At 70.8% G+C, this 17,867-nt stretch carries 18 protein-coding genes; 7 read left to right on the top strand and 11 right to left on the bottom strand.

The features are described from left to right. Positions 1-132 precede the first annotated feature (132 nt). From ACFYRX_RS21625 to ACFYRX_RS21595, 7 genes are all read right to left on the bottom strand, one after another. Positions 133-912 (bottom strand): ABC transporter ATP-binding protein, encoded by a 780-nt coding sequence (locus tag ACFYRX_RS21625; RefSeq protein ID WP_389101975.1) that lies wholly within the window; start codon positions 910-912, stop codon positions 133-135. Continuing rightward, positions 905-1,834, bottom strand: a complete 930-nt coding sequence (locus ACFYRX_RS21620; RefSeq protein ID WP_389101972.1) for an ABC transporter permease — start codon at positions 1,832-1,834, stop codon at positions 905-907. Before ACFYRX_RS21620 ends, ACFYRX_RS21625 begins: the two co-directional genes overlap by 8 nt. A 97-nt stretch (positions 1,835-1,931) precedes the next feature. After that, positions 1,932-2,804, bottom strand: coding sequence for a glycosyltransferase family 2 protein (locus ACFYRX_RS21615; RefSeq protein WP_389102720.1), 873 nt, complete (start codon positions 2,802-2,804; stop codon positions 1,932-1,934). 8 nt (positions 2,805-2,812) lie between these two features. Continuing rightward, a complete protein-coding gene (locus ACFYRX_RS21610) occupies positions 2,813-3,592 on the bottom strand; it encodes a CDP-alcohol phosphatidyltransferase family protein (RefSeq protein ID WP_389101970.1) in 780 nt (259 codons plus the stop codon). After that, the gene (locus ACFYRX_RS21605) at positions 3,570-4,631 is read right to left on the bottom strand and encodes an iron-containing alcohol dehydrogenase family protein (RefSeq protein ID WP_389101968.1); all 1,062 of its coding nucleotides are present in this window, start codon (positions 4,629-4,631) and stop codon (positions 3,570-3,572) included. The genes ACFYRX_RS21610 and ACFYRX_RS21605 overlap by 23 nt, the downstream gene beginning before the upstream one ends. Continuing rightward, on the bottom strand, positions 4,619-5,371 hold the full coding sequence (locus tag ACFYRX_RS21600; RefSeq protein WP_389101965.1) for a sugar phosphate nucleotidyltransferase: 753 nt from the start codon (positions 5,369-5,371) through the stop codon (positions 4,619-4,621). The genes ACFYRX_RS21605 and ACFYRX_RS21600 overlap by 13 nt, the downstream gene beginning before the upstream one ends. Beyond that, positions 5,368-7,155 (bottom strand): DUF5941 domain-containing protein, encoded by a 1,788-nt coding sequence (locus ACFYRX_RS21595; RefSeq protein ID WP_389101962.1) that lies wholly within the window; start codon positions 7,153-7,155, stop codon positions 5,368-5,370. Before ACFYRX_RS21595 ends, ACFYRX_RS21600 begins: the two co-directional genes overlap by 4 nt. Positions 7,156-7,433: 278 nt before the next feature. Here ACFYRX_RS21595 and galE point away from each other — a divergent pair, with 278 nt between their 5' ends. The 3 genes from galE (at position 7,434) to idi (ending at position 10,252) form a co-directional block, all read left to right on the top strand. After that, positions 7,434-8,402 (top strand): UDP-glucose 4-epimerase GalE, encoded by a 969-nt coding sequence (galE, locus tag ACFYRX_RS21590; protein ID WP_389101959.1) that lies wholly within the window; start codon positions 7,434-7,436, stop codon positions 8,400-8,402. A 128-nt stretch (positions 8,403-8,530) separates the two neighbouring features. Then, on the top strand, positions 8,531-9,472 hold the full coding sequence (locus ACFYRX_RS21585; RefSeq protein ID WP_389101957.1) for a cation diffusion facilitator family transporter: 942 nt from the start codon (positions 8,531-8,533) through the stop codon (positions 9,470-9,472). 186 nt (positions 9,473-9,658) lie between these two features. Next, positions 9,659-10,252: an isopentenyl-diphosphate Delta-isomerase gene (idi, locus tag ACFYRX_RS21580; protein WP_389101954.1), complete on the top strand. Its 594-nt coding sequence runs from the start codon at positions 9,659-9,661 to the stop codon at positions 10,250-10,252. Between the two features lie 119 nt (positions 10,253-10,371). Here idi and ACFYRX_RS21575 read toward each other — a convergent pair whose 3' ends face one another. Further along, on the bottom strand, positions 10,372-10,935 hold the full coding sequence (locus ACFYRX_RS21575; protein WP_389101952.1) for an ATP-binding protein: 564 nt from the start codon (positions 10,933-10,935) through the stop codon (positions 10,372-10,374). A gap of 174 nt (positions 10,936-11,109) precedes the next feature. After that, a complete protein-coding gene (locus ACFYRX_RS21570; RefSeq protein WP_389101950.1) occupies positions 11,110-11,715 on the bottom strand; it encodes an HdeD family acid-resistance protein in 606 nt (201 codons plus the stop codon). Positions 11,716-11,784: 69 nt separating this feature from the next. Between ACFYRX_RS21570 and ACFYRX_RS21565 the strand changes: the two genes are divergently transcribed. Then, entirely contained in the window at positions 11,785-12,549 is a 765-nt protein-coding gene (locus tag ACFYRX_RS21565) for an enoyl-CoA hydratase/isomerase family protein (protein WP_389101948.1), read from the top strand. Here the strand turns inward: ACFYRX_RS21565 and ACFYRX_RS21560 are convergent. Then, complete coding sequence (locus ACFYRX_RS21560) at positions 12,521-13,171, bottom strand: DJ-1/PfpI family protein (protein WP_389101946.1); 651 nt, start codon at positions 13,169-13,171, stop codon at positions 12,521-12,523. The two genes, ACFYRX_RS21565 and ACFYRX_RS21560, sit on opposite strands and share 29 nt — an antisense overlap. 11 nt (positions 13,172-13,182) lie before the next feature. Next, positions 13,183-14,157 (bottom strand): GlxA family transcriptional regulator, encoded by a 975-nt coding sequence (locus tag ACFYRX_RS21555; protein ID WP_389101943.1) that lies wholly within the window; start codon positions 14,155-14,157, stop codon positions 13,183-13,185. Positions 14,158-14,269: 112 nt separating this feature from the next. Between ACFYRX_RS21555 and ACFYRX_RS21550 the strand changes: the two genes are divergently transcribed. From ACFYRX_RS21550 to ACFYRX_RS21540, 3 genes are all read left to right on the top strand, one after another. Further along, entirely contained in the window at positions 14,270-15,139 is an 870-nt protein-coding gene (locus ACFYRX_RS21550) for a hypothetical protein (protein ID WP_389101940.1), read from the top strand. A gap of 108 nt (positions 15,140-15,247) precedes the next feature. After that, a complete protein-coding gene (locus ACFYRX_RS21545; protein WP_310432816.1) occupies positions 15,248-15,379 on the top strand; it encodes an LPFR motif small protein in 132 nt (43 codons plus the stop codon). A 94-nt stretch (positions 15,380-15,473) separates the two neighbouring features. Beyond that, entirely contained in the window at positions 15,474-17,846 is a 2,373-nt protein-coding gene (locus ACFYRX_RS21540) for a Tex family protein (RefSeq protein ID WP_389101938.1), read from the top strand. The last annotated feature ends 21 nt before the right edge of the window (positions 17,847-17,867 follow it).

Here is a 17,867-nt window from a genome sequence, read left to right as displayed (position 1 = left end):
ACACCGATTGGCCCCAAGATTCCTAAGGGGGGCCGAAGTTGACGTTTCCTTTGCAGACGCGGGGCCCCGCCGGAGCAGTTCCGGCGAGGCCCGGGGAAGCGGAGCGGTCTTTTTCGTCCGGGGCGGGGTGGACTACTTGCCCGTGAACTTCTCGTACTCCTTGATGACCTCGTCGGTCGGGCCGTCCATGCGCAGCTCGCCGCGCTCCAGCCACAGCACCCGGTCGCAGGTGTCGCGGATCGACTTGTTGTTGTGACTGACGAGAAACACCGTGCCCGCGTGCTTGCGCAGTTCGCGGATGCGCTCCTCGGAACGCTTCTGGAAGGAGCGGTCGCCGGTGGCGAGGGCCTCGTCGATCATCAGGACGTCGTGGTCCTTGGCGGCGGCGATGGAGAAGCGCAGTCGGGCCGCCATGCCGGAGGAGTACGTCCGCATCGGGAGGGTGATGAAGTCGCCCTTCTCGTTGATCCCGGAGAAGTCGACGATCTCCTGGTAGCGCTCCTTGATCTGCTCCCGGGACATGCCCATGGCGAGCCCGCCGAGGATGACGTTCCGTTCGCCTGTGAGGTCGTTCATCAGGGCCGCGTTCACCCCGAGGAGGGAGGGCTGGCCGTGGGTGTAGACACAGCCTCGCTCGGCGGGCAGGAGGCCCGCGATGGCGCGCAGCAGCGTCGACTTGCCGGAACCGTTGGAGCCGATCAGGCCGATCGCCTCGCCCTTGTACGCCACGAAGGAGACACCCCGGACGGCGTGCACCTTGCGCACGCCGCGCTCCTCACCACGCTTGAGGATGCGGCTCAGGGCCGAGGTGGCACTGCCCTTGCCGGTCTTGGCGCCGTTGACGCGGTAGACGATGTGCAGCTCGTCCGCGATGACCGTGGGGATCTGCTCGTCGGTGATCTGCTCAGCCACGGCCGTACCTCTCCTCAGCCTTCCAGAAGTACACGAAGCCGCCCAGCGCGAAGAGCGCCGCCCAGCCGCCCGCGGCCGCCCAGACGTGGTCGGGCAGGTTCTCGGCGCCGTACTCGTCGATGAGCGCGAAGCGCATCAGGTCCATGTAGAGGGCCGCGGGGTTCCACTGGAGGACCGTGGCGACCCACTGCGGCTTGTCGGCCAGCATGATCGGGATCGAGAACATCACGCCGGAGGCGTACATCCACGTACGCATCACGAACGGCATGAGCTGCGCCAGGTCCGGGGTCTTGGCACCCGCGCGGGCCATGATCAGCGCCAGGCCGGTGTTGAAGAGGAACTGCAGGGCCAGCACCGGGACGATCAGCGCCCAGGACAGGTCGGGGTAGTGGCCGAAGCCGATCGCCACGGCGAACAGCACGACCATCGAGAACAGCAGCTGCTGGAGCTGCTGGAGCGCGAAGGAGATCGGCAGGGAGGCGCGCGGGAAGTGCAGCGCGCGGACCAGGCCGAGGTTGCCGGAGATGGCGCGCACGCCCGCCATGACCGAGCTCTGCGTGAAGGTGAACACGAAGACACCCGTGACGAGGAACGGGATGTACACGTCCTTCGACATCCCCCGGCTGGCGTTCAGGATGACGCCGAAGATGAAGAAGTACACGGCGGCGTTCAGCAGCGGGGTCGCCACCTGCCACAGCTGGCCGAGCTTGGCCTGGCTGTACTGGGCGGTCAGCTTCGCCCGCGAGAAGGCGAGGATGAAGTGACGCCGGTCCCAGAGCTGGCGTACGTATGCGACGAGCGAGGGCCGGGCGCCGCTCACGGACAGTCCGTGCCGCGCGGCGAGCTGCGCGGTCGTGAGGCCCTGGGCGGGCGACGCGGACACGCTGGTCGCGACCTTGCCGTCGTGCGTTGTCTCACTCAATGGTGGGTGTCTTTCGTCTTCGAGATGCGCGGCCTGTGCAGGCAGGGCACGGGGGTGGGGCCGTGGTGCGGCCCTGGTGCTCTCAGGGACGAGCTTGTCAGATGACAGGGGGGCGGCCCAGCCGGGTGAGCCGCCACACCGTACGCCACTTCATGGGCCGGCGCGGGCCGCACGGTGTGCTCCAACCTTCCCGGAAACCGCCGAACCAGGCCTTGAGGGCGGGCCTCGAGGGGCGGCGGACAAGGGTGAGCAGCAGCCAGACCCCGAGGTAGACCGGGATCAGCGGCGCGGGCAGGTTGCGGCGGGCCAGCCAGACGCGGTTGCGGGCGACCATGCGGTGGTAGACCGCGTGCCGCGAGGGCGCGGTCGTGGGGTGGAACAGCACCATGTCGGACCGGTAGTCGATCATCCAGCCCGCGTCGAGGGCCCGCCATGCCAGGTCGGTTTCCTCGTGGGCGTAGAAGAACTCGTCCGGGAGGCCGCCCACTTCGGCGAAGACCTGGGTGCGTACGGCGTTGGCGCCACCGAGGAAGGTGGTGACCCGGGAGGAGCGCATCGGGTCGGCGGCGCGCAGCCGTGGGACGTGACGGCGCTGGGTGATGCCGGTCTCGGGGTCGGCGATGCGGAAGCTGACGATGCCGAGCTTCGCGTCGGACTCGAAGGCCTGGCGGCACAGTTCGGCGGTGTCGTGGTTCGGCAGGAGGCCGTCGTCGTCGAGGAAGAGCAGCACGTCGACGTCGCGGCCGCTGGGGCCGAAGGCCTCGATGCCGACGTTGCGGCCGCCGGGGATGCCGAGGTTCTCGGGCAGCTCGATCGTCCGGACGCCGTCGGGGACGTCGGGGACGGGCGAGCCGTTGCCGACGACGACCACCTCGACCGGGTCGCCGTCCTGCTTGGCGACCGAGTCGAGCAGGGCGCGCAGTTCCTCGGGGCGGTTGCCCATGGTGATGATCACCGCGCCGACCTTCATGGCGGTGCTCACTTCAGCCTGCTGGAGGCAAGGATGGAGACGAGGTGCAGAAGGGTCTGCAGAAGCGCGATGCCTGCCATGACGGCGACGCCGAGCCGGGAGAAGAACAGGTCGTCGCGCATCTGGTCGGCGACCGCCAGGACCAGGATCACCAGGGACGCCTCGATGCCGAGGATCAGCCGGTGGAACTTCAGCATCGCGGCGGCCTTGCGGGCCAGCGCCATGCCGGAGGAGCGCATCTCGGCGGCGGCCTCCTGCACGGGGGGCTTGCCGGTCTGGTGACGGGCGACACCCACGAGGTCGGTCTCGGCCTTGATGAGGATCGCGCCGAGGGCGGCCAGGGTACCGAGGAAGGCCCACAGCCAGTCGATACGACCGCTGCCGAACAGGTCGGCGGCGCGCAGGCCGAAGCCGACGAGCACGGCGGCGTCGGTCAGGTAGGCGCCGACCCGGTCGAGGTAGACGCCGTTCAGTGAGTACTGCTTCTTCCAGCGCGCGATCTCGCCGTCGACGCAGTCCAGCAGCAGGTACATCTGGACGCACACCACGCCGAGGACGGCTCCCGGGATCCCCGGCACCAGGAGCGCCGGGGCCGCGAGGACCCCGAAGACGGTCATCAGATACGTGAGCTGGTTGGGCGTGACCCTGGTGTTCACCAGGTAGCGGTCCACCCGCAGGGACACCTCACGCATGTAGAGGCGTCCCATCCAGTGCTCACCGCTGCGCCGGTCCTTGACCCCTGCGGGGTGGACGACCGGACGGAGTTCAGCTACCGATGGCCTTGACATAGTCGGTGTAGATGTCCTTGATCTGGTCGGTCTTGAGGTCGAGGTGTTCGAGGATCGTGTAACGGCCGGGGCGGGTCTCCGGAGCGAACTCCACGGCGCGGACGAACTCCGCGGGCGTGAAGCCGATCTCCTCCGGCAGCACCGGCAGTCCGTGCCGGCGCAGGACCTCGGCCATGTAGGCCGATTCCTCGTGGGCTCCGCGCAGGTACATCGCGAAGGCCGCGCCCAGGCCGCACTGTTCGCCGTGGGCGGCGGCGCGCTTGGGGTAGAGCAGGTCGAAGGCGTGGTTGATCTCGTGGCAGGCGCCGGAGGACGGGCGGGAGTCGCCCGACACCGACATGGCGATCCCGGTGAGGACCAGTGCCTCGGCGAGGACCTGGAGGAAGCCGTCGTCACCGACTCCACCGGGGTGCCGGAGCACCGCCTCGCCGGCCTGACGGGCCATCGCCGCGGCGAGTCCGTCGATCTTCTCGCCGTTGACCCGGTTGGCGAGCTCCCAGTCCGCGACCGCGGAGATGTTGGAGATCACGTCGCCGATGCCGGAGCGCACGAAGCGCACGGGGGCCTCACGGATCACGTTCAGGTCGATGACCACCGCGATCGGGTTGGGCACACCGTACGAGCCGCGGCCCGCGTCGTTGTCGAGCGTGGCGACCGGCGAACACAGGCCGTCGTGGGCGAGGTTGGTGGCCACGGCGACCAGTGGGAGACCGACGCGTGCGGCGGCGAACTTGGCGCAGTCGATGATCTTGCCGCCGCCGAGGCCGACCACCGCGTCGAAGCGACCGGCCTTTATGTCGCTCGCCAGCTGGACGGCGTCATCGATGGTGCCCCCGCCGACCTCGTACCAGGTGGCGCCGGGCAGGGTCGGCGCGAGGCGCTCACGCAGACGGGCGCCCGAGCCGCCACTGACCGCGATGGCCAGCTTGCCGGACTGCGAGATCCGCTCGTCGGCGAGCACACAGGCCAGGTCGTCGAGGGCACCCGGCCGGATGTCCACGACCACCGGTGAGGGAATCAGCCTGGTCAGTACTGGCACGCGATCTCCCGTCCACGGGCGAGGTCGTCGTGGTTGTCGATCTCCACCCACTTGACGTCACCGATCGGCGCGACGTCGATCCGGAAGCCGCGGTTCACGAGCTCCTGGTAGCCGTGCTCGTAGAACTGCTGCGGGTCGGTCTCCCAGACCGTCTTCAGCGCGTCGGCCAGTTCGGGGGCGGCGGCGCCCTCGATGAGCGTGACGCCGATGTACTCGCCGGTCGCCTCGGCCGGGTCCATCAGCTTGGTGATCTTCGTCATGCCCTTCTCGGCGTCGACGACGACCTTCATCTCCTCGTCGGCCAGCGACTTCACGGTGTCCAGGGCGAGGATGATCCGCCTGCCCTCACCGCGCGCGGCGAGCAGCGTCCGCTCGACGGAGACCGGGTGCACGGTGTCGCCGTTGGCGAGGATCACGCCGTCCTTGAGGGCGTCACGGCCGCACCACAGGGAGTAGGCGTTGTTCCACTCCTCGGCCTTGTCGTTGTCGATGAGGGTGAGCGTGAGGCCGTACTTGGCCTCCAGTGCCGCCTTGCGCTCGTACACGGCTTCCTTGCGGTAGCCGACGATGATCGCGACCTCGGTCAGACCGATCTCGGCGAAGTTGGCGAGGGTGAGGTCGAGAACCGTCGGCTCGCCCTCTATGCCCGCGGGGCCGACCGGCACCAGAGCCTTGGGCAGGCTGTCGGTGTAGGGGCGCAGACGGCGTCCGGCGCCGGCCGCCAGCACGAGGCCGATCATGCGGGTTCTCCTTCATCGTGTACGGCGGGTGCCCCGGAGGACACCCAGAAGCGGATGCTCTCCACGAGCACCAGCAGGGCGACGGCCACGGCGACGACCGTCAGCGCGACCGTGAACTGCGAGGCGGTGAGCGCGGCGGCCAGGACGGTGACGAGCAGCGTCCGTCCTTCGTGCCCCCCGACGGCGCGCACCAGCCAGGCCGGGGGCGCTCCGGCGTTGCCGCGGATGCGGTACACCGTGTCGTAGTGATGGTAGGCGACTGCCCCCACCAGGCCGAAAGCCGCAGGAAGGGCTCCGTTCACGTCCGCTTTCGCCGCGAGGATGAGGACGGTGCCGTATTCGGCGGCGCGGAAGAGCGGGGGGACGAGCCAGTCGAGGGCGCCCTTGAGGGGGCGGTACAGGGCCTGACCGGCGGCGACCGTATAGACGAAGGCACCGGCGACGGGCGCCCAGGTGACACCGGAGAAGAGGGCCACGGCGAGCACGGCGGTACCGGCCAGTGCGACCAGCAGCGGTGCGCCAAGGCGGGTGCGTGTGGCACGCGCCACGAGTGAGGCCAGGGGTCCGTTGTCGGCGAGGTCCGCCAGCGCCTGCGCCGCGCGGTCCGTCCGCTGCGCCTTGCGGGTCAGCGACCGCAGCACCCGGCCCGCCGTGGTGTACGTCGCCGCGAAGGCGCACCCGACGAGAAGGGCGTAGAAGGTGATCCGCGGGGTCGTGAAGGCCGTGAGCACGGCGATCATCGCCCAGCGCTCGCCGATCGGCAGGACGATCATCCGCCGCACCCACACCGTCCAGCCGACGCTGTCGAGCTTGTCCGAAAGGGCCGCCGTGGGGCTGGTGTTGGCGGTGGCGTCGTGGTTGGCCTCGTTGAAGGAGAAGTCGACGACGTGCCGGCAGGTCTGGAGGACCATCGCGCCGAGGGCGAGGGCCCAGACGTCATCGCCGCCGCGGGCTGCTCCGAGGGCGAGGCCCGCGTAGTAGGCGTACTCCTTGGCCCGGTCGAAGGTGGCGTCGAGCCAGGCGCCGAGCGTGGAGTACTGCAGGGAGTAGCGGGCGATCTGGCCGTCCACGCAGTCCAGGACGAAGGACGCGATGAGCAGGACGCCCGCGGCGACGAAGCCGGCCCGGGTGCCGGTGGCCGCGCAGGTCGCCGCGATCAGCGCGGTGAGCAGGGACGCGGTGGTGACCTGGTTCGGGGTCAGGCCGCGGCGGGCGCACCAGCGGGCGATGTAGCGGGAGTAGGGGCTGATGAAGTGCGTGGTGAAGAAGCCGTCGCGGGACTTCACGGCCGACTTCAGGCGTACGGCCTCGTCGTCGACGTCCGCGACGGCCTGCCGTGCCTCGTTGCGGGCCTGCGGGTCGGCGGGGACGGCGGCGACCAGGCTGCCGAGCTCGGGGCGGTACACGTCGGCGCCGTCGTCGGCCAGCGCGGTGACGACGCGGCCGGGAACGCTGTCCACGGCCACGGCCGTACCGCCGCCCGCGGTGTTCTCGCGGGCCAGCGCCCTGGTGAGGGTCACGCGGCCGTCGGGCTGCGCGGTGACGGCTCCGGGCAGCGCGGCCAGCGGGAAGCGCGGGTCGGTGAGACCCAGGCGCAGCGCGTGCACGTGGCCGACGAAGCGGGCGTCGACGAGGGCGACCCGCTGGTCGCAGGGCGCCTCGGCGACCATGCGCTCGGCGTCGGCGGCGTCCACGGCGACCTGCACGTCGAAGCCGAGGGCCCGCAGATCACCCTCGATCGACGATCCGGGGACCGGCTGACCGGTGAGGATGGCGGTCGACAACCGAACTCACTCCCTGGGTGCCGGCGCGCGGGCGCCGGTCATGTGCACGGTGGGGGCGCCCCTTGGCGGTACCAGGCGGGCGGCATGTCGGCAGAGGCTATCGGATGCCAATAAGGCCGTGTTCACCGCCCGTTAACGGGCCGATCAACACCGCCTCCCCCGGCCTTTGCCGCGATCATCATCGGTGATCCGGGCCCCCGCCCACAAACCGCGCCCCACAGAGCGGACATCCGGGACATCGCGAGGGGCCTGGAAGCGTCGGCATAGGGTGGGCGACCATGACGTGGCTGATCACCGGCGGTGCCGGGTACATAGGGGCGCATGTGGCGCGGGCCATGACGGGTGCCGGGGAGCGGGTGCTCGTCCTGGACGACCTGTCGGCGGGCGTGCCCGGCCGGCTCCCCGCCGACGTGCCGCTGGTCCGCGGCTCCTCTCTCGACGGGGGCCTGCTGAAGCGGGTGCTGGCCGAACACGCGGTCACCGGTGTGGTGCATCTCGCGGCGCGCAAGCAGGTCGCCGAGTCGGTGGCCCAGCCGACCCGCTACTACCAGGAGAACGTCGGTGGTCTCGCGACGCTCCTGGAGGCGGTCGCGGAGGCCGGCGTCACCCGCTTCCTGTTCTCCTCGTCGGCGGCCGTCTACGGCAACCCCGATGTGGAACTGATCACGGAGGAGACGCCGTGCGCACCGGTGAACCCCTACGGCGAGACGAAGCTCGCCGGGGAGTGGCTGGTGCGGGCGGCCGGGCAGGCGCACGGGATCTCCACCGTCTGTCTGCGCTATTTCAACGTCGCCGGGGCCGCCGCGCCGGAACTCGCGGACACCGGGGTCTTCAACATCGTCCCGATGGTCTTCGACCGGCTCACCCGCGACGAGGCCCCGCGGATCTTCGGCGACGACCATCCGACGCCGGACGGCACCTGCATCCGTGACTACATCCATGTCGCCGACCTGGCCGAGGCCCATCTCGCGGCGGCCCGGCGGCTGTCCGAAGGCGGCCCGAGCGGTGACCTGACGGTCAACATCGGTCGCGGCGAGGGCGTCTCCGTGCGCGAGATGGTCACGGTGATCGGTGAGGTGACCGGGGACCGACGACCGCCCGTCGTCGAGCCGAGGCGTCCCGGGGACGCGCCCGTGTCGGTGGCCTCGGCCGCCCGGGCCGCCGAGGTGCTCGGCTGGAGCGCGCGGCGCGGGGTGCGCGAGATGATCGACTCCGCCTGGCGGGGATGGCTGCTGCACCACAACTGAGGGTGCCCTGACCTGCGTTTCGTTTCCCCAGGTCAGGGCACATGACAACGGTGTTCAGTGCCGCGTTGCCCGATACCCCCCGCCCGTAGTTCACTGTGATCCCGGACGGACCACAGGAGGCGGCTTCCATGGGGGCAGGGCACGATCACGGGCACACGCACTCACATGCCCCGGCCGGCGGTACGGCGACCGCGGCGTACGTCGGCAGGCTGCGGGTGGCCCTCTCGATCACGCTCACCGTCATGGTGGTCGAGATCATCGGCGGGATCGTCGCGGACTCCCTCGCCCTGGTCGCCGACGCTGCGCACATGGCGACGGATGCGCTCGGTCTCGGCATGGCCCTGCTCGCGATCCACTTCGCGAACCGCCCGCCGACCGGCAACCGCACCTTCGGGTTCGCCCGTGCCGAGATCCTGGCCGCCCTCGCGAACTGTCTGCTGCTGCTCGGTGTCGGCGGCTACGTCCTGTACGAGGCGATCCAGCGGTTCGTCACGCCGGCCGCCACCGAGGGCGGGCTGACCATCGTGTTCGGCGCGATCGGTCTGGTCGCGAACATGATCTCGCTGACCCTGCTCATGCGCGGTCAGAAGGAGAGCCTGAACGTGCGCGGGGCCTTCCTCGAGGTCGCTGCGGACGCACTGGGCTCGGTCGCGGTCCTGATCTCGGCGACGGTCATCCTGACCACGGGCTGGCAGGCCGCCGACCCGATCGCCTCGCTGGTGATCGGCCTGATGATCGTGCCGCGCACCTTCAAGCTGCTGCGCGAGACCCTTGACGTCCTGCTGGAGGCGGCACCCAGGGACGTGGACATGACCGAGGTGCGGACCCACATCCTCGCCCTGGACGGGGTGGAGGACGTCCACGACCTGCACGCCTGGACGATCACCTCGGGCATGCCGGTGCTGTCCGCGCACGTGGTGGTGCGCTCCGACGTCCTGAACGCGATCGGCCACGAGAAGATGCTGCACGAACTGCAGGGCTGCCTCGGCGACCACTTCGACGTGGAGCACTGCACCTTCCAGCTGGAGCCCGTCGGGCACGCGGAGCACGAGGCGCGGCTGTGCCACTGACACACGTGTACGGTGCATGAAACGCCCGTTCTGGCGGAATGCAGCGATCCGGTGCACCTTTGCGTCCTCCACCCCACAGCCCCGCCCCGAGCGGTTCCCGCCCGCCGCGCCGGGCACGATCACTGGCCTGGAGTGCCGGATTCGTGCGGCACACTTGGGGCGCGAAGACCGATGTGAAGGATGGGTATGCCGACCACACCTGCCACCACGACGCACACTCCGTCGAACGGCGCCGCGAACGCGATCCTGCTGGAACTGGTCGACGAGCACGGTGTGACGATCGGCACCGCGGAGAAGCTCGCCGCCCACCAGCCGCCGGGCCAACTGCACCGCGCCTTCTCGGTGTTCCTGTTCGACGAGCGGGGCCGGCTGCTGATTCAGCAGCGCGCGCTGGGCAAGTACCACTCCCCCGGCGTGTGGTCCAACACCTGCTGCGGTCATCCCTACCCGGGCGAGGCGCCGTTCGCTGCGGCGGCCCGGCGCACGTACGAGGAGCTGGGCGTCTCCCCGACGCTGCTCGCTGAGGCGGGCACGGTCCGCTACAACCACCCGGACCCGGACTCGGGCCTGGTCGAGCAGGAGTACAACCACCTGTTCGTCGGCATGGTGCAGAACCGGCTCGGCCCGGACCCCGAGGAGGTCGGCGCGACCGCCTTCGTGACCCCGGCCGAGCTGGCGGAGCGGCATGCGAAGGACACCTTCTCGTCCTGGTTCATGACCGTGCTGGACGCGGCCCGTCCCGCGGTCAGGGAGCTGACGGGCCCGTCCGCCGGCTGGTGACGAGCCTCAGAGCCTGTGTCACACCCCTGGTCGGATCAGCGCACGTCGTCATGGGGGTCCCCCCTCTGGGGAGTGCGTGCCAGACGACGTGCGCCCGGCCGGGGAGGTGACACAGGCCCTCAGGACACCCGCACGGCCCCGAGCGGCAGGGCGGCCCAGATCACCTTGCCGCCGCCGGCGGTGTGCTCGACGTCGCAGGCCCCGCCGGCCTCCCGGGTGACCTCACGCACCAGCAGCAGCCCCCGCCCCCCGGTCTCGCTGTGCGCCGCTTCCAGGGCGGTCGGACGGTAGGGGTGGTTGTCCTCGACGGACACCCGCACCCACTCCGGACCCACCGCCACCTCAACGGCGAGCATCGGCGAGAGCAGAGCCGCGTGCCGGACGGCGTTCGTGACCAGCTCCGACACGATCAGTAGGAGTCCGTGGACGAGGTCGTCCGAGGCGGGCACCCCTTGGCGGTACAGCAGGTCCCGTACGGCGTGTCGCGCCTGCGGGACCGACGCGTCGACGGCGGGGGCGGTGAACCGCCACACGCCCTCGTACGGCAGCGGGTCCGGTTCCGGAACACTCGGATCGAGGGGGTCGGATCCGAGGGAGTCCGGTCCGAGGGGGTCTGGTTCTGGAGGTTGTTCTTCCGTGCCGCCCGGCGGGCGAGGACCGTACCCGCGCCCCTGGTCGTCCATTCTCCGGTCGCCATCCTTGCGCTCGATTGTCACCACACGTCGAGTGTTGGCAGCGCGTCACTCCGACCCGCGGCGCTGAACAGAAGTCAGCAGATATCGAGCACTTCTGATCGTTGCGGCACGACACGATCAAGTGCGAGACCGCAAATGACCGTCTCGCACCAACTTTGCGAACTATTCGGGTTCCGTCGGTTTGGCGGCGGCCTCGTGCTGTTCGGAGACGATATGGACGATCTTGCGCCCCCCGAAGCCGGTCGCGACGAGGCCGAGGCCGTCGAAGAGCAGACCGAGCGAGAAGAAGCAGCCGATCACGTACTTGCTGCTGCTCGGCCAGGAGGCCAGCACCAGGATGCCGAGCAGCAGGCCGAAGGCGCCCTGTACCAGCGTCCAGCCGAACTGCGGTCCGCGCACCACCAGGCTGCCGGCCAGCCGGAACACCCCGCCGGTCAGGAAGAGCAGCGCGGCGAACATGGTCAGGGCCGCGGCCGCCGCCTCCGGGCGCCCGATGACGACGACGCCGGCCGCGATGTTCAGGGCGGCGACCACGACACCGAGCCAGAAGAAGTTGGAGCCCCGGGCCTGGATCGCGTGGAGCAGTCCGACCGTGCCGCCGATCAGCAGGAGCCAGCCGAACAGGAGCATCGAGGTGAGCGTGGCCACCCCGGTGTAGATCAGCCCGACGAGTCCGGCGACCACCAGGATCACGCCGAGCACCGCGAGCCGGCCGAAGTCGCGGCTCAGCCTGGCCGTCTCGTTGTTCTCCGCCTTGTTCACTGTCATGCGGGGCCTCCTCGCGCTGCGACCCCCTTCTTGATCGTACGGTCGGGGGGTACGGCTAGCATCCGACGCATGGAGTACCCGGAGCCGCAGCTGCTGCACACCGTCGCCGACTCGGTCGCCACCGTCGTAGTGCACCATCCGGCCAAGCGCAATGCCATGACGCCCGCGATGTGGCGGGCGCTGCCGCCGCTCCTGGACAAGCTGGCCGCCGATCCGGACGTACGGGCGCTCGTGCTGACCGGCACGGGCGGGACGTTCTGTGCGGGCGCCGACATCTCCACGTTGCGTCAGGCGCCCGAGGAGGCGCAGCGGCTCGCGGTGGACGCCGAGGACGCGCTGGCCGCGTTTCCGAAGCCGACGCTCGCAGCGATCCGGGGGCACTGCGTGGGCGGCGGATCGCAGCTCGCGGCGGCCTGCGATCTGCGGTTCGCCGAGGAGGGCGCGCTGTTCGGGGTGACACCGGCGAAGCTCGGGATCGTGTACGCGGCGTCCTCCACGCGGCGATTGGTGTCACTGGTCGGCCCGGCGGCCGCCAAGTACCTGCTGTTCTCGGGTGAGTTGATCGACGCGGGGCGGGCGCTGCGTACCGGCCTGGTCGACGAGGTACTGCCCGACGGTGAACTCGCCGAGCGGGTCGGGGAGTTCACCCGGATTCTGGTCTCCCGCTCGCAGCTGACGCAGGCCGCGGCGAAGGAGTTCGCGGACGGGCGCACCGACCGGGACGCCCACTGGGCCGGGCAGGCGCGGGGCAGCGGGGACACCGCGGAGGGTGTCGCCGCGTTCCTGGAGCGCCGCCGGCCGCGGTTCACGTGGTCGGTTCCCGGCCGAGGATGAACCGGCTCCTCGACCGGAGCAGGTCGACGACGTCCGCGGGTGCCTTGTGCGGGGCTCCGGCGTCGTAGGGCGGCTGCGGGTCGTACTCGATGCCGAGTTGTACGGCCTGGGCGACGAAGTCGCCGGCGATGCGGCCGATCAGCGCGAGCCCCATGTCGATGCCGGAGGAGACCCCGGCCGCGGTGACGTACTTGCCGTCGGTCACCACCCGCTCCCCCGTGGGCTCGGCACCGAACTTCCGCAGCTCGTCCAGCGCCAGCCAGTGCGAGGTAGCGCGGCGCCGTTCGAGGAGGCCCGCGGCGGCGAGCAGCAGGGAGCCGGTGCACACGGACGTCGTCCAGGTGCTGGTGGCGTCGGCGGCGCGGATCCAGTCGAGGAGGGCCTTGTTCTCCATCTGCGGGGTCTGTCCGGGGCCGCCGGGGACGACCAGGACATCGGGGTTCGGCACCTCGGCCAGGGTCCGGTCAGCGATCAGAGCGAGGCTTCCGCTGTCGGCGCGGACGGGGCCGGTCTCCTCGGCGACGAGGACGACCTCGGAGTCAGGGAGGCGGCCGAGGGTCTCGTAGGGCCCGACCGCGTCCAGGGCGGTGAAACCGTCGAAGAGGACGATGGCGATCTGCACGGGGAGTCCTTTCATCGGGCGGGCGCCGAGTGGGCGGGCGCCGGGCGGAACCGGCGCCGGTACTCGGCCGGTGCCGCGCCGAGCGTTCTGACGAAGGCGCGGCGCATGGCTTCCGGGGTGCCGTAGCCGCCGGCGCGGGAGATCTCCTCGATCCCGTCGGAGGTGTCCTCGAGGAGCCGGCGGGCGTGTTCCAGCCGCACCCGGTCCACGTACCGGCCCGGTGTCATGCCGGTCTCGGCCTGGAAGGCGCGGGCGAAGTGGCGGGGCGAGAGACGGGCCCGGGCGGCGAGGGTCTCGACGCTCAGGTCGTCGGCGGGGTGCTCGGTGATCCACTGCTGGACCTCGCGCAACGGCTCGCGCTGCGCGGTCTGGGCGGCGAGCTGGGCGCTGAACTGGGCCTGGTTGCCGGGCCTGCGCAGGAAGACGACGAGGTGGCGGGCGACGGAGAGGGCGGTGTCCCGGCCCAGGTCCTCCTCGACCAGGGCGAGGGCGAGGTCGATGCCCGAGGTGACGCCGGCGGACGTCGACACCTGTCCGTCCCGGATGTAGATCGGGTCGGGGTCCACGTCGACGGCCGGGTGGTCGCGGGCGAGCTTGTCGCTGTACGCCCAGTGCGTGGTGACGCGGCGGCCGTCCAGCAGCCCCGCCTCGGCGAGCCGGATCGCGCCGGTGCACACCGAGACCAGGCGCTCGGCCGCCGGCCCGTGCTCACGCAGCCAGGCGGTCAGGCGGGGGTCCGGGCTCCGGGTGCCGCGGCCGCCGGGCACGAGAAGGGTGTGCGGGGCGTCCGCCCTCGCGAGCGACTCGTCCGGTACGACGGTCAGACCGCTGGAAGTGCGGACGGGAGCGCCGTCCAGCGAGGCGGTCCGGATGCGGTAGGTGCCCGGGGTGTGCTGCTCGGCGCCCGCGAACACCTCCAGCGGGCCGGTGACGTCGAGGCTCTGCATGCCGTCGAAGAGGACGAAGAGAACGGTGCGCTGCGCCATACGTCCGATTCTCGAGGCAGGGCGCGATGGCGGCAATGACGAGCTCCCCACCTTTTCTGCCATCGGTGACTCCCCACCGAGTGGATACCAAGCGGTCGGTAACCTGCCGTGCATGACCACTGAAACCCTCGAACCGCGCGCCGGCCGGCGCTGTCAGCAGCCGCTCAACTCCCTGCACGCCGCGCACTACTTCTCGACCGACCTGGCCGGGGAGCTGGCCGCGATCGGCGTCACCCATCCAAGGGCCGTCAACTTCGCGGTGCGGTCGGCCGCACTGGGGCCGGTGGGCGCGGGGACGGTGGCGGCGGCGTTCTACAACTACAAGTACGAACTGGTGGCCGAGCATGTGCCCGCGGTGTGGCGGACCGCCGCGCCCGGACAGGTCCTGGCGGCACGTCTGCGGGCCGTCGACACGACTCTGCGCCGCCTGCTGGGGGACGAGGCCGTGGCGTCCGACGGCATGGCCGAGGCCGCACGGCTCGCACTCCGCGCCACCGAGGCCTGCACGCGCGGCGGGCGTCCGCTGTACTCCGCGCACGCCGACCTGCCGGTCCCCGAGGAGCCGCACCTGGCGCTGTGGCATGCCGCGACGCTGCTGCGTGAGCACCGGGGCGACGGGCATCTCGCCGCCTTGATGTCCGCGGAGCTCGACGGCCTGGAGGCCCTGGTGACCCACACCGCGACGGGCCGGGGCATGACACCGACGTGGGTCTTCACCACGCGCGGCTGGACCCGGCAGGAGTGGGACGCGGCAGCCGGACGGCTCCGGGAGCGCGGTCTGCTGGACGCCGACGGTGAGCTGACGGAGCGGGGCGTCGCCCTGCGGGAGCGGACCGAGGCGGAGACGGACCGGCTGGACCGGGCCCCGTACGAGCATCTGGGCGCCTCGAGTGTGCGACGGCTGACGGAACTCGCACTGGGGTTCGCGCGGGCGGCGATGACCGCGGGGGCCTTCCCCGCGGACCTGATCGGCAAGGGCTGACCCGCGGCGGCCACGCGGCCGAAGTCCCGTACCGAAGATTGCCCGGCCGACATGGAGGTACCCGTTCCGTTCCCGGTCGTCGTGGCCGGGAGACGAAAGGGGATGAACATGTTCCGCGCGATCGCAGACGTACTGCGCCAGATCGGTGGCGCCGTCGCCACCGTGGTGACGCTCCCGTTCCGGGCGGTGGCCCGGCTCTTCGGCGGTGCGTCCAGCTCCACGAGGAGCCGCCGGGCCTGACGGCCACGGCCGGATGACCGCGCCCTGATCCCCGACTGTCGGTGCCGCCTGCCACAATTGCCGCGCAACCCCAGTGAGAAGGCGGTACGGGATCGTGACGACACCCGGGTCCAGCGGGTCCACCAACGTAGGGTCCATCGAAGGCAGGATCGCCGAGGAACTCGGCGTACGGGAGCGGCAGGTGAAGGCTGCCGTGGAACTGCTCGACGGCGGTTCCACGGTTCCCTTCGTCGCCCGCTACCGCAAGGAAGCGACCGAGGAGCTCGACGACGCGCAGCTGCGCACGATCGAGGAGCGGCTTCGCTATCTGCGGGAGTTGGAGGAGCGCCGGTCGGCGATCCTCGACTCGGTGCGTGAGCAGGGCAAGCTCACCGGGGAACTGGAGGCGCAGATCCGGGGCGCGGAGACCAAGGCGCGCCTGGAGGACATCTACCTGCCGTTCAAGCCGAAGCGACGGACGAAGGCCCAGATCGCGCGCGAGGCGGGTCTCGAACCGCTCGCCGAGGGCCTGCTGGGCGATCCGGGCGTGGATCCCCTCGCCGCGGCCGCCGCGTTCGTCGACGCGGACAAGGGCGTCGCCGATCCGCAGGCCGCCCTCGACGGCGCGCGGGCGATCCTGACCGAGCGGTTCTCGGAGGACGCCGACCTGATCGGCGAGCTGCGCGAGCGCATGTGGGTGCGCGGACGCCTGGCCGCGAAGGTGCGCGAGGGCAAGGAGGAGGCGGGCGCCAAGTTCGCCGACTACTTCGACTTCTCCCAGTCCTTCACCGACCTGCCCTCGCACCGGATCCTGGCGATGCTGCGCGGCGAGAAGGAGGACGTCCTCGACCTCGTCCTGGAGCCGGAGGAGGCCACGGAGGGCCCTTCGTCCTACGAGGGGATCGTCGCCGGGAGGTTCCGGATCGCCAACCACGGCCGGCCCGGCGACAAGTGGCTGACGGACACGGTTCGTTGGGCCTGGCGGACCCGGATCCTCGTCCACCTCGGCATCGACCTGCGGCTGCGGCTGCGGACGGCCGCCGAGGACGAGGCGGTCAACGTGTTCGCGGCGAATCTCCGCGACCTGCTGCTCGCCGCCCCGGCCGGCACGCGCGCGACGCTCGGCCTGGACCCCGGCTTCCGCACGGGCGTGAAGGTCGCCGTGGTCGACGCGACCGGCAAGGTGGTCGCCACCGACGTCATCCACCCGCACGTCCCGGCCAACAGGTGGGACGAGGCGATCGCCAAGCTGGCCCGGCTGGCCAAGGAGCACGCGGTCGAGCTGGTCTCGATCGGCAATGGCACGGCGTCCCGCGAGACCGACAAGCTCGCCGGTGAACTCATCGCCAAGCACCCGGAGTTGAATCTCACCAAGGTGATGGTGTCCGAGGCGGGCGCCTCCGTGTACTCGGCCTCCGCGTTCGCCTCGCAGGAACTGCCCGACATGGACGTGACACTGCGCGGTGCGGTCTCCATCGCACGCCGGCTGCAGGACCCGCTTGCCGAGCTGGTGAAGATCGACCCGAAGTCGATCGGCGTCGGCCAGTACCAGCACGACCTGTCCGAGGTGAAGCTGTCGCGTTCGCTGGACGCGGTGGTGGAGGACTGTGTCAACGGCGTGGGGGTGGACGTGAACACCGCGTCCGCTCCGCTGCTCTCCCGGGTCTCCGGGATCACCTCGGGGCTCGCCGAGAACATCGTGTCGCACCGCGACGCCAACGGTCCTTTCACCTCGCGCACCGAGCTGAAGAAGGTGGCCCGGCTGGGTCCCAAGGCCTACGAGCAGTGCGCGGGCTTCCTGCGGATCCGCGGCGGCACCGACCCGCTGGACTCCTCGAGCGTGCACCCCGAGGCGTACCCGGTGGTGCGGCGGATGGTGAAGACCGTGGGGCAGGAAGTGGCGTCCCTCATCGGCAACACGGGTGTGCTGCGCTCGCTGCGGCCGCAGGACTTCGTGGACGAGACGTTCGGTCTGCCCACGGTGAGCGACATCCTCAAGGAGCTGGAGAAGCCGGGGCGTGACCCTCGGCCGGCCTTCAGGACGGCCACGTTCAAGGAGGGCGTCGAGAAGATCTCCGACCTGGCCTCCGGAATGGTGCTGGAGGGGGTCGTGACGAACGTGGCGGCGTTCGGGGCGTTCATCGACATCGGCGTCCACCAGGACGGGCTGGCGCATGTGTCCGCCCTGTCCAAGACGTTCGTCAAGGATCCTCGGGACGTGGTGAAGCCCGGCGACATCGTCAAGGTGAAGGTGCTGGACGTCGACATTCCGCGCAAGCGGATCTCGTTGACCCTGCGGCTCGATGACGAGGCGCAGGCCTCCGGCGGTGAGCGGCGTCCGCAGCAGCGGGGCGGGCGGGCCTCTCAGCAGCGGGCTCCTCAGCAGCGGCAGCAGCAACCGCGGCAGGCTCCTGCTCCGGCCAACAACGCGATGGCCGACGCGCTGCGGAAGGCCGGGCTGCTCGACTCCAAGAAGAAGGGGCGGTAGCGGTTGTGGGGAGCTGCGGGC

The organism is Streptomyces sp. NPDC005374, assembly GCF_042872225.1.
Taxonomy (GTDB): Bacteria; Actinomycetota; Actinomycetes; order Streptomycetales; family Streptomycetaceae; genus Streptomyces.
This window is presented reverse-complemented; position numbering and strand designations above follow the sequence as displayed.

Bases quoted from the DNA above. Each gene is read 5' to 3' on its own strand.
- ACFYRX_RS21615 (WP_389102720.1), bottom strand. From the start codon at position 2,804: ATGAAGGTCGGCGCGGTGATCATCACCATGGGCAACCGCCCCGAGGAA.
- ACFYRX_RS21610 (WP_389101970.1), bottom strand. From the start codon at position 3,592: ATGTCAAGGCCATCGGTAGCTGAACTCCGTCCGGTCGTCCACCCCGCA.
- ACFYRX_RS21600 (WP_389101965.1), bottom strand. From the start codon at position 5,371: ATGATCGGCCTCGTGCTGGCGGCCGGCGCCGGACGCCGTCTGCGCCCC.
- galE (WP_389101959.1), top strand. From the start codon at position 7,434: ATGACGTGGCTGATCACCGGCGGTGCCGGGTACATAGGGGCGCATGTG.
- ACFYRX_RS21585 (WP_389101957.1), top strand. From the start codon at position 8,531: ATGGGGGCAGGGCACGATCACGGGCACACGCACTCACATGCCCCGGCC.
- idi (WP_389101954.1), top strand. From the start codon at position 9,659: ATGCCGACCACACCTGCCACCACGACGCACACTCCGTCGAACGGCGCC.
- ACFYRX_RS21575 (WP_389101952.1), bottom strand. From the start codon at position 10,935: ATGGACGACCAGGGGCGCGGGTACGGTCCTCGCCCGCCGGGCGGCACG.
- ACFYRX_RS21570 (WP_389101950.1), bottom strand. From the start codon at position 11,715: ATGACAGTGAACAAGGCGGAGAACAACGAGACGGCCAGGCTGAGCCGC.
- ACFYRX_RS21565 (WP_389101948.1), top strand. From the start codon at position 11,785: ATGGAGTACCCGGAGCCGCAGCTGCTGCACACCGTCGCCGACTCGGTC.
- ACFYRX_RS21555 (WP_389101943.1), bottom strand. From the start codon at position 14,157: ATGGCGCAGCGCACCGTTCTCTTCGTCCTCTTCGACGGCATGCAGAGC.
- ACFYRX_RS21550 (WP_389101940.1), top strand. From the start codon at position 14,270: ATGACCACTGAAACCCTCGAACCGCGCGCCGGCCGGCGCTGTCAGCAG.
- ACFYRX_RS21545 (WP_310432816.1), top strand. From the start codon at position 15,248: ATGTTCCGCGCGATCGCAGACGTACTGCGCCAGATCGGTGGCGCCGTC.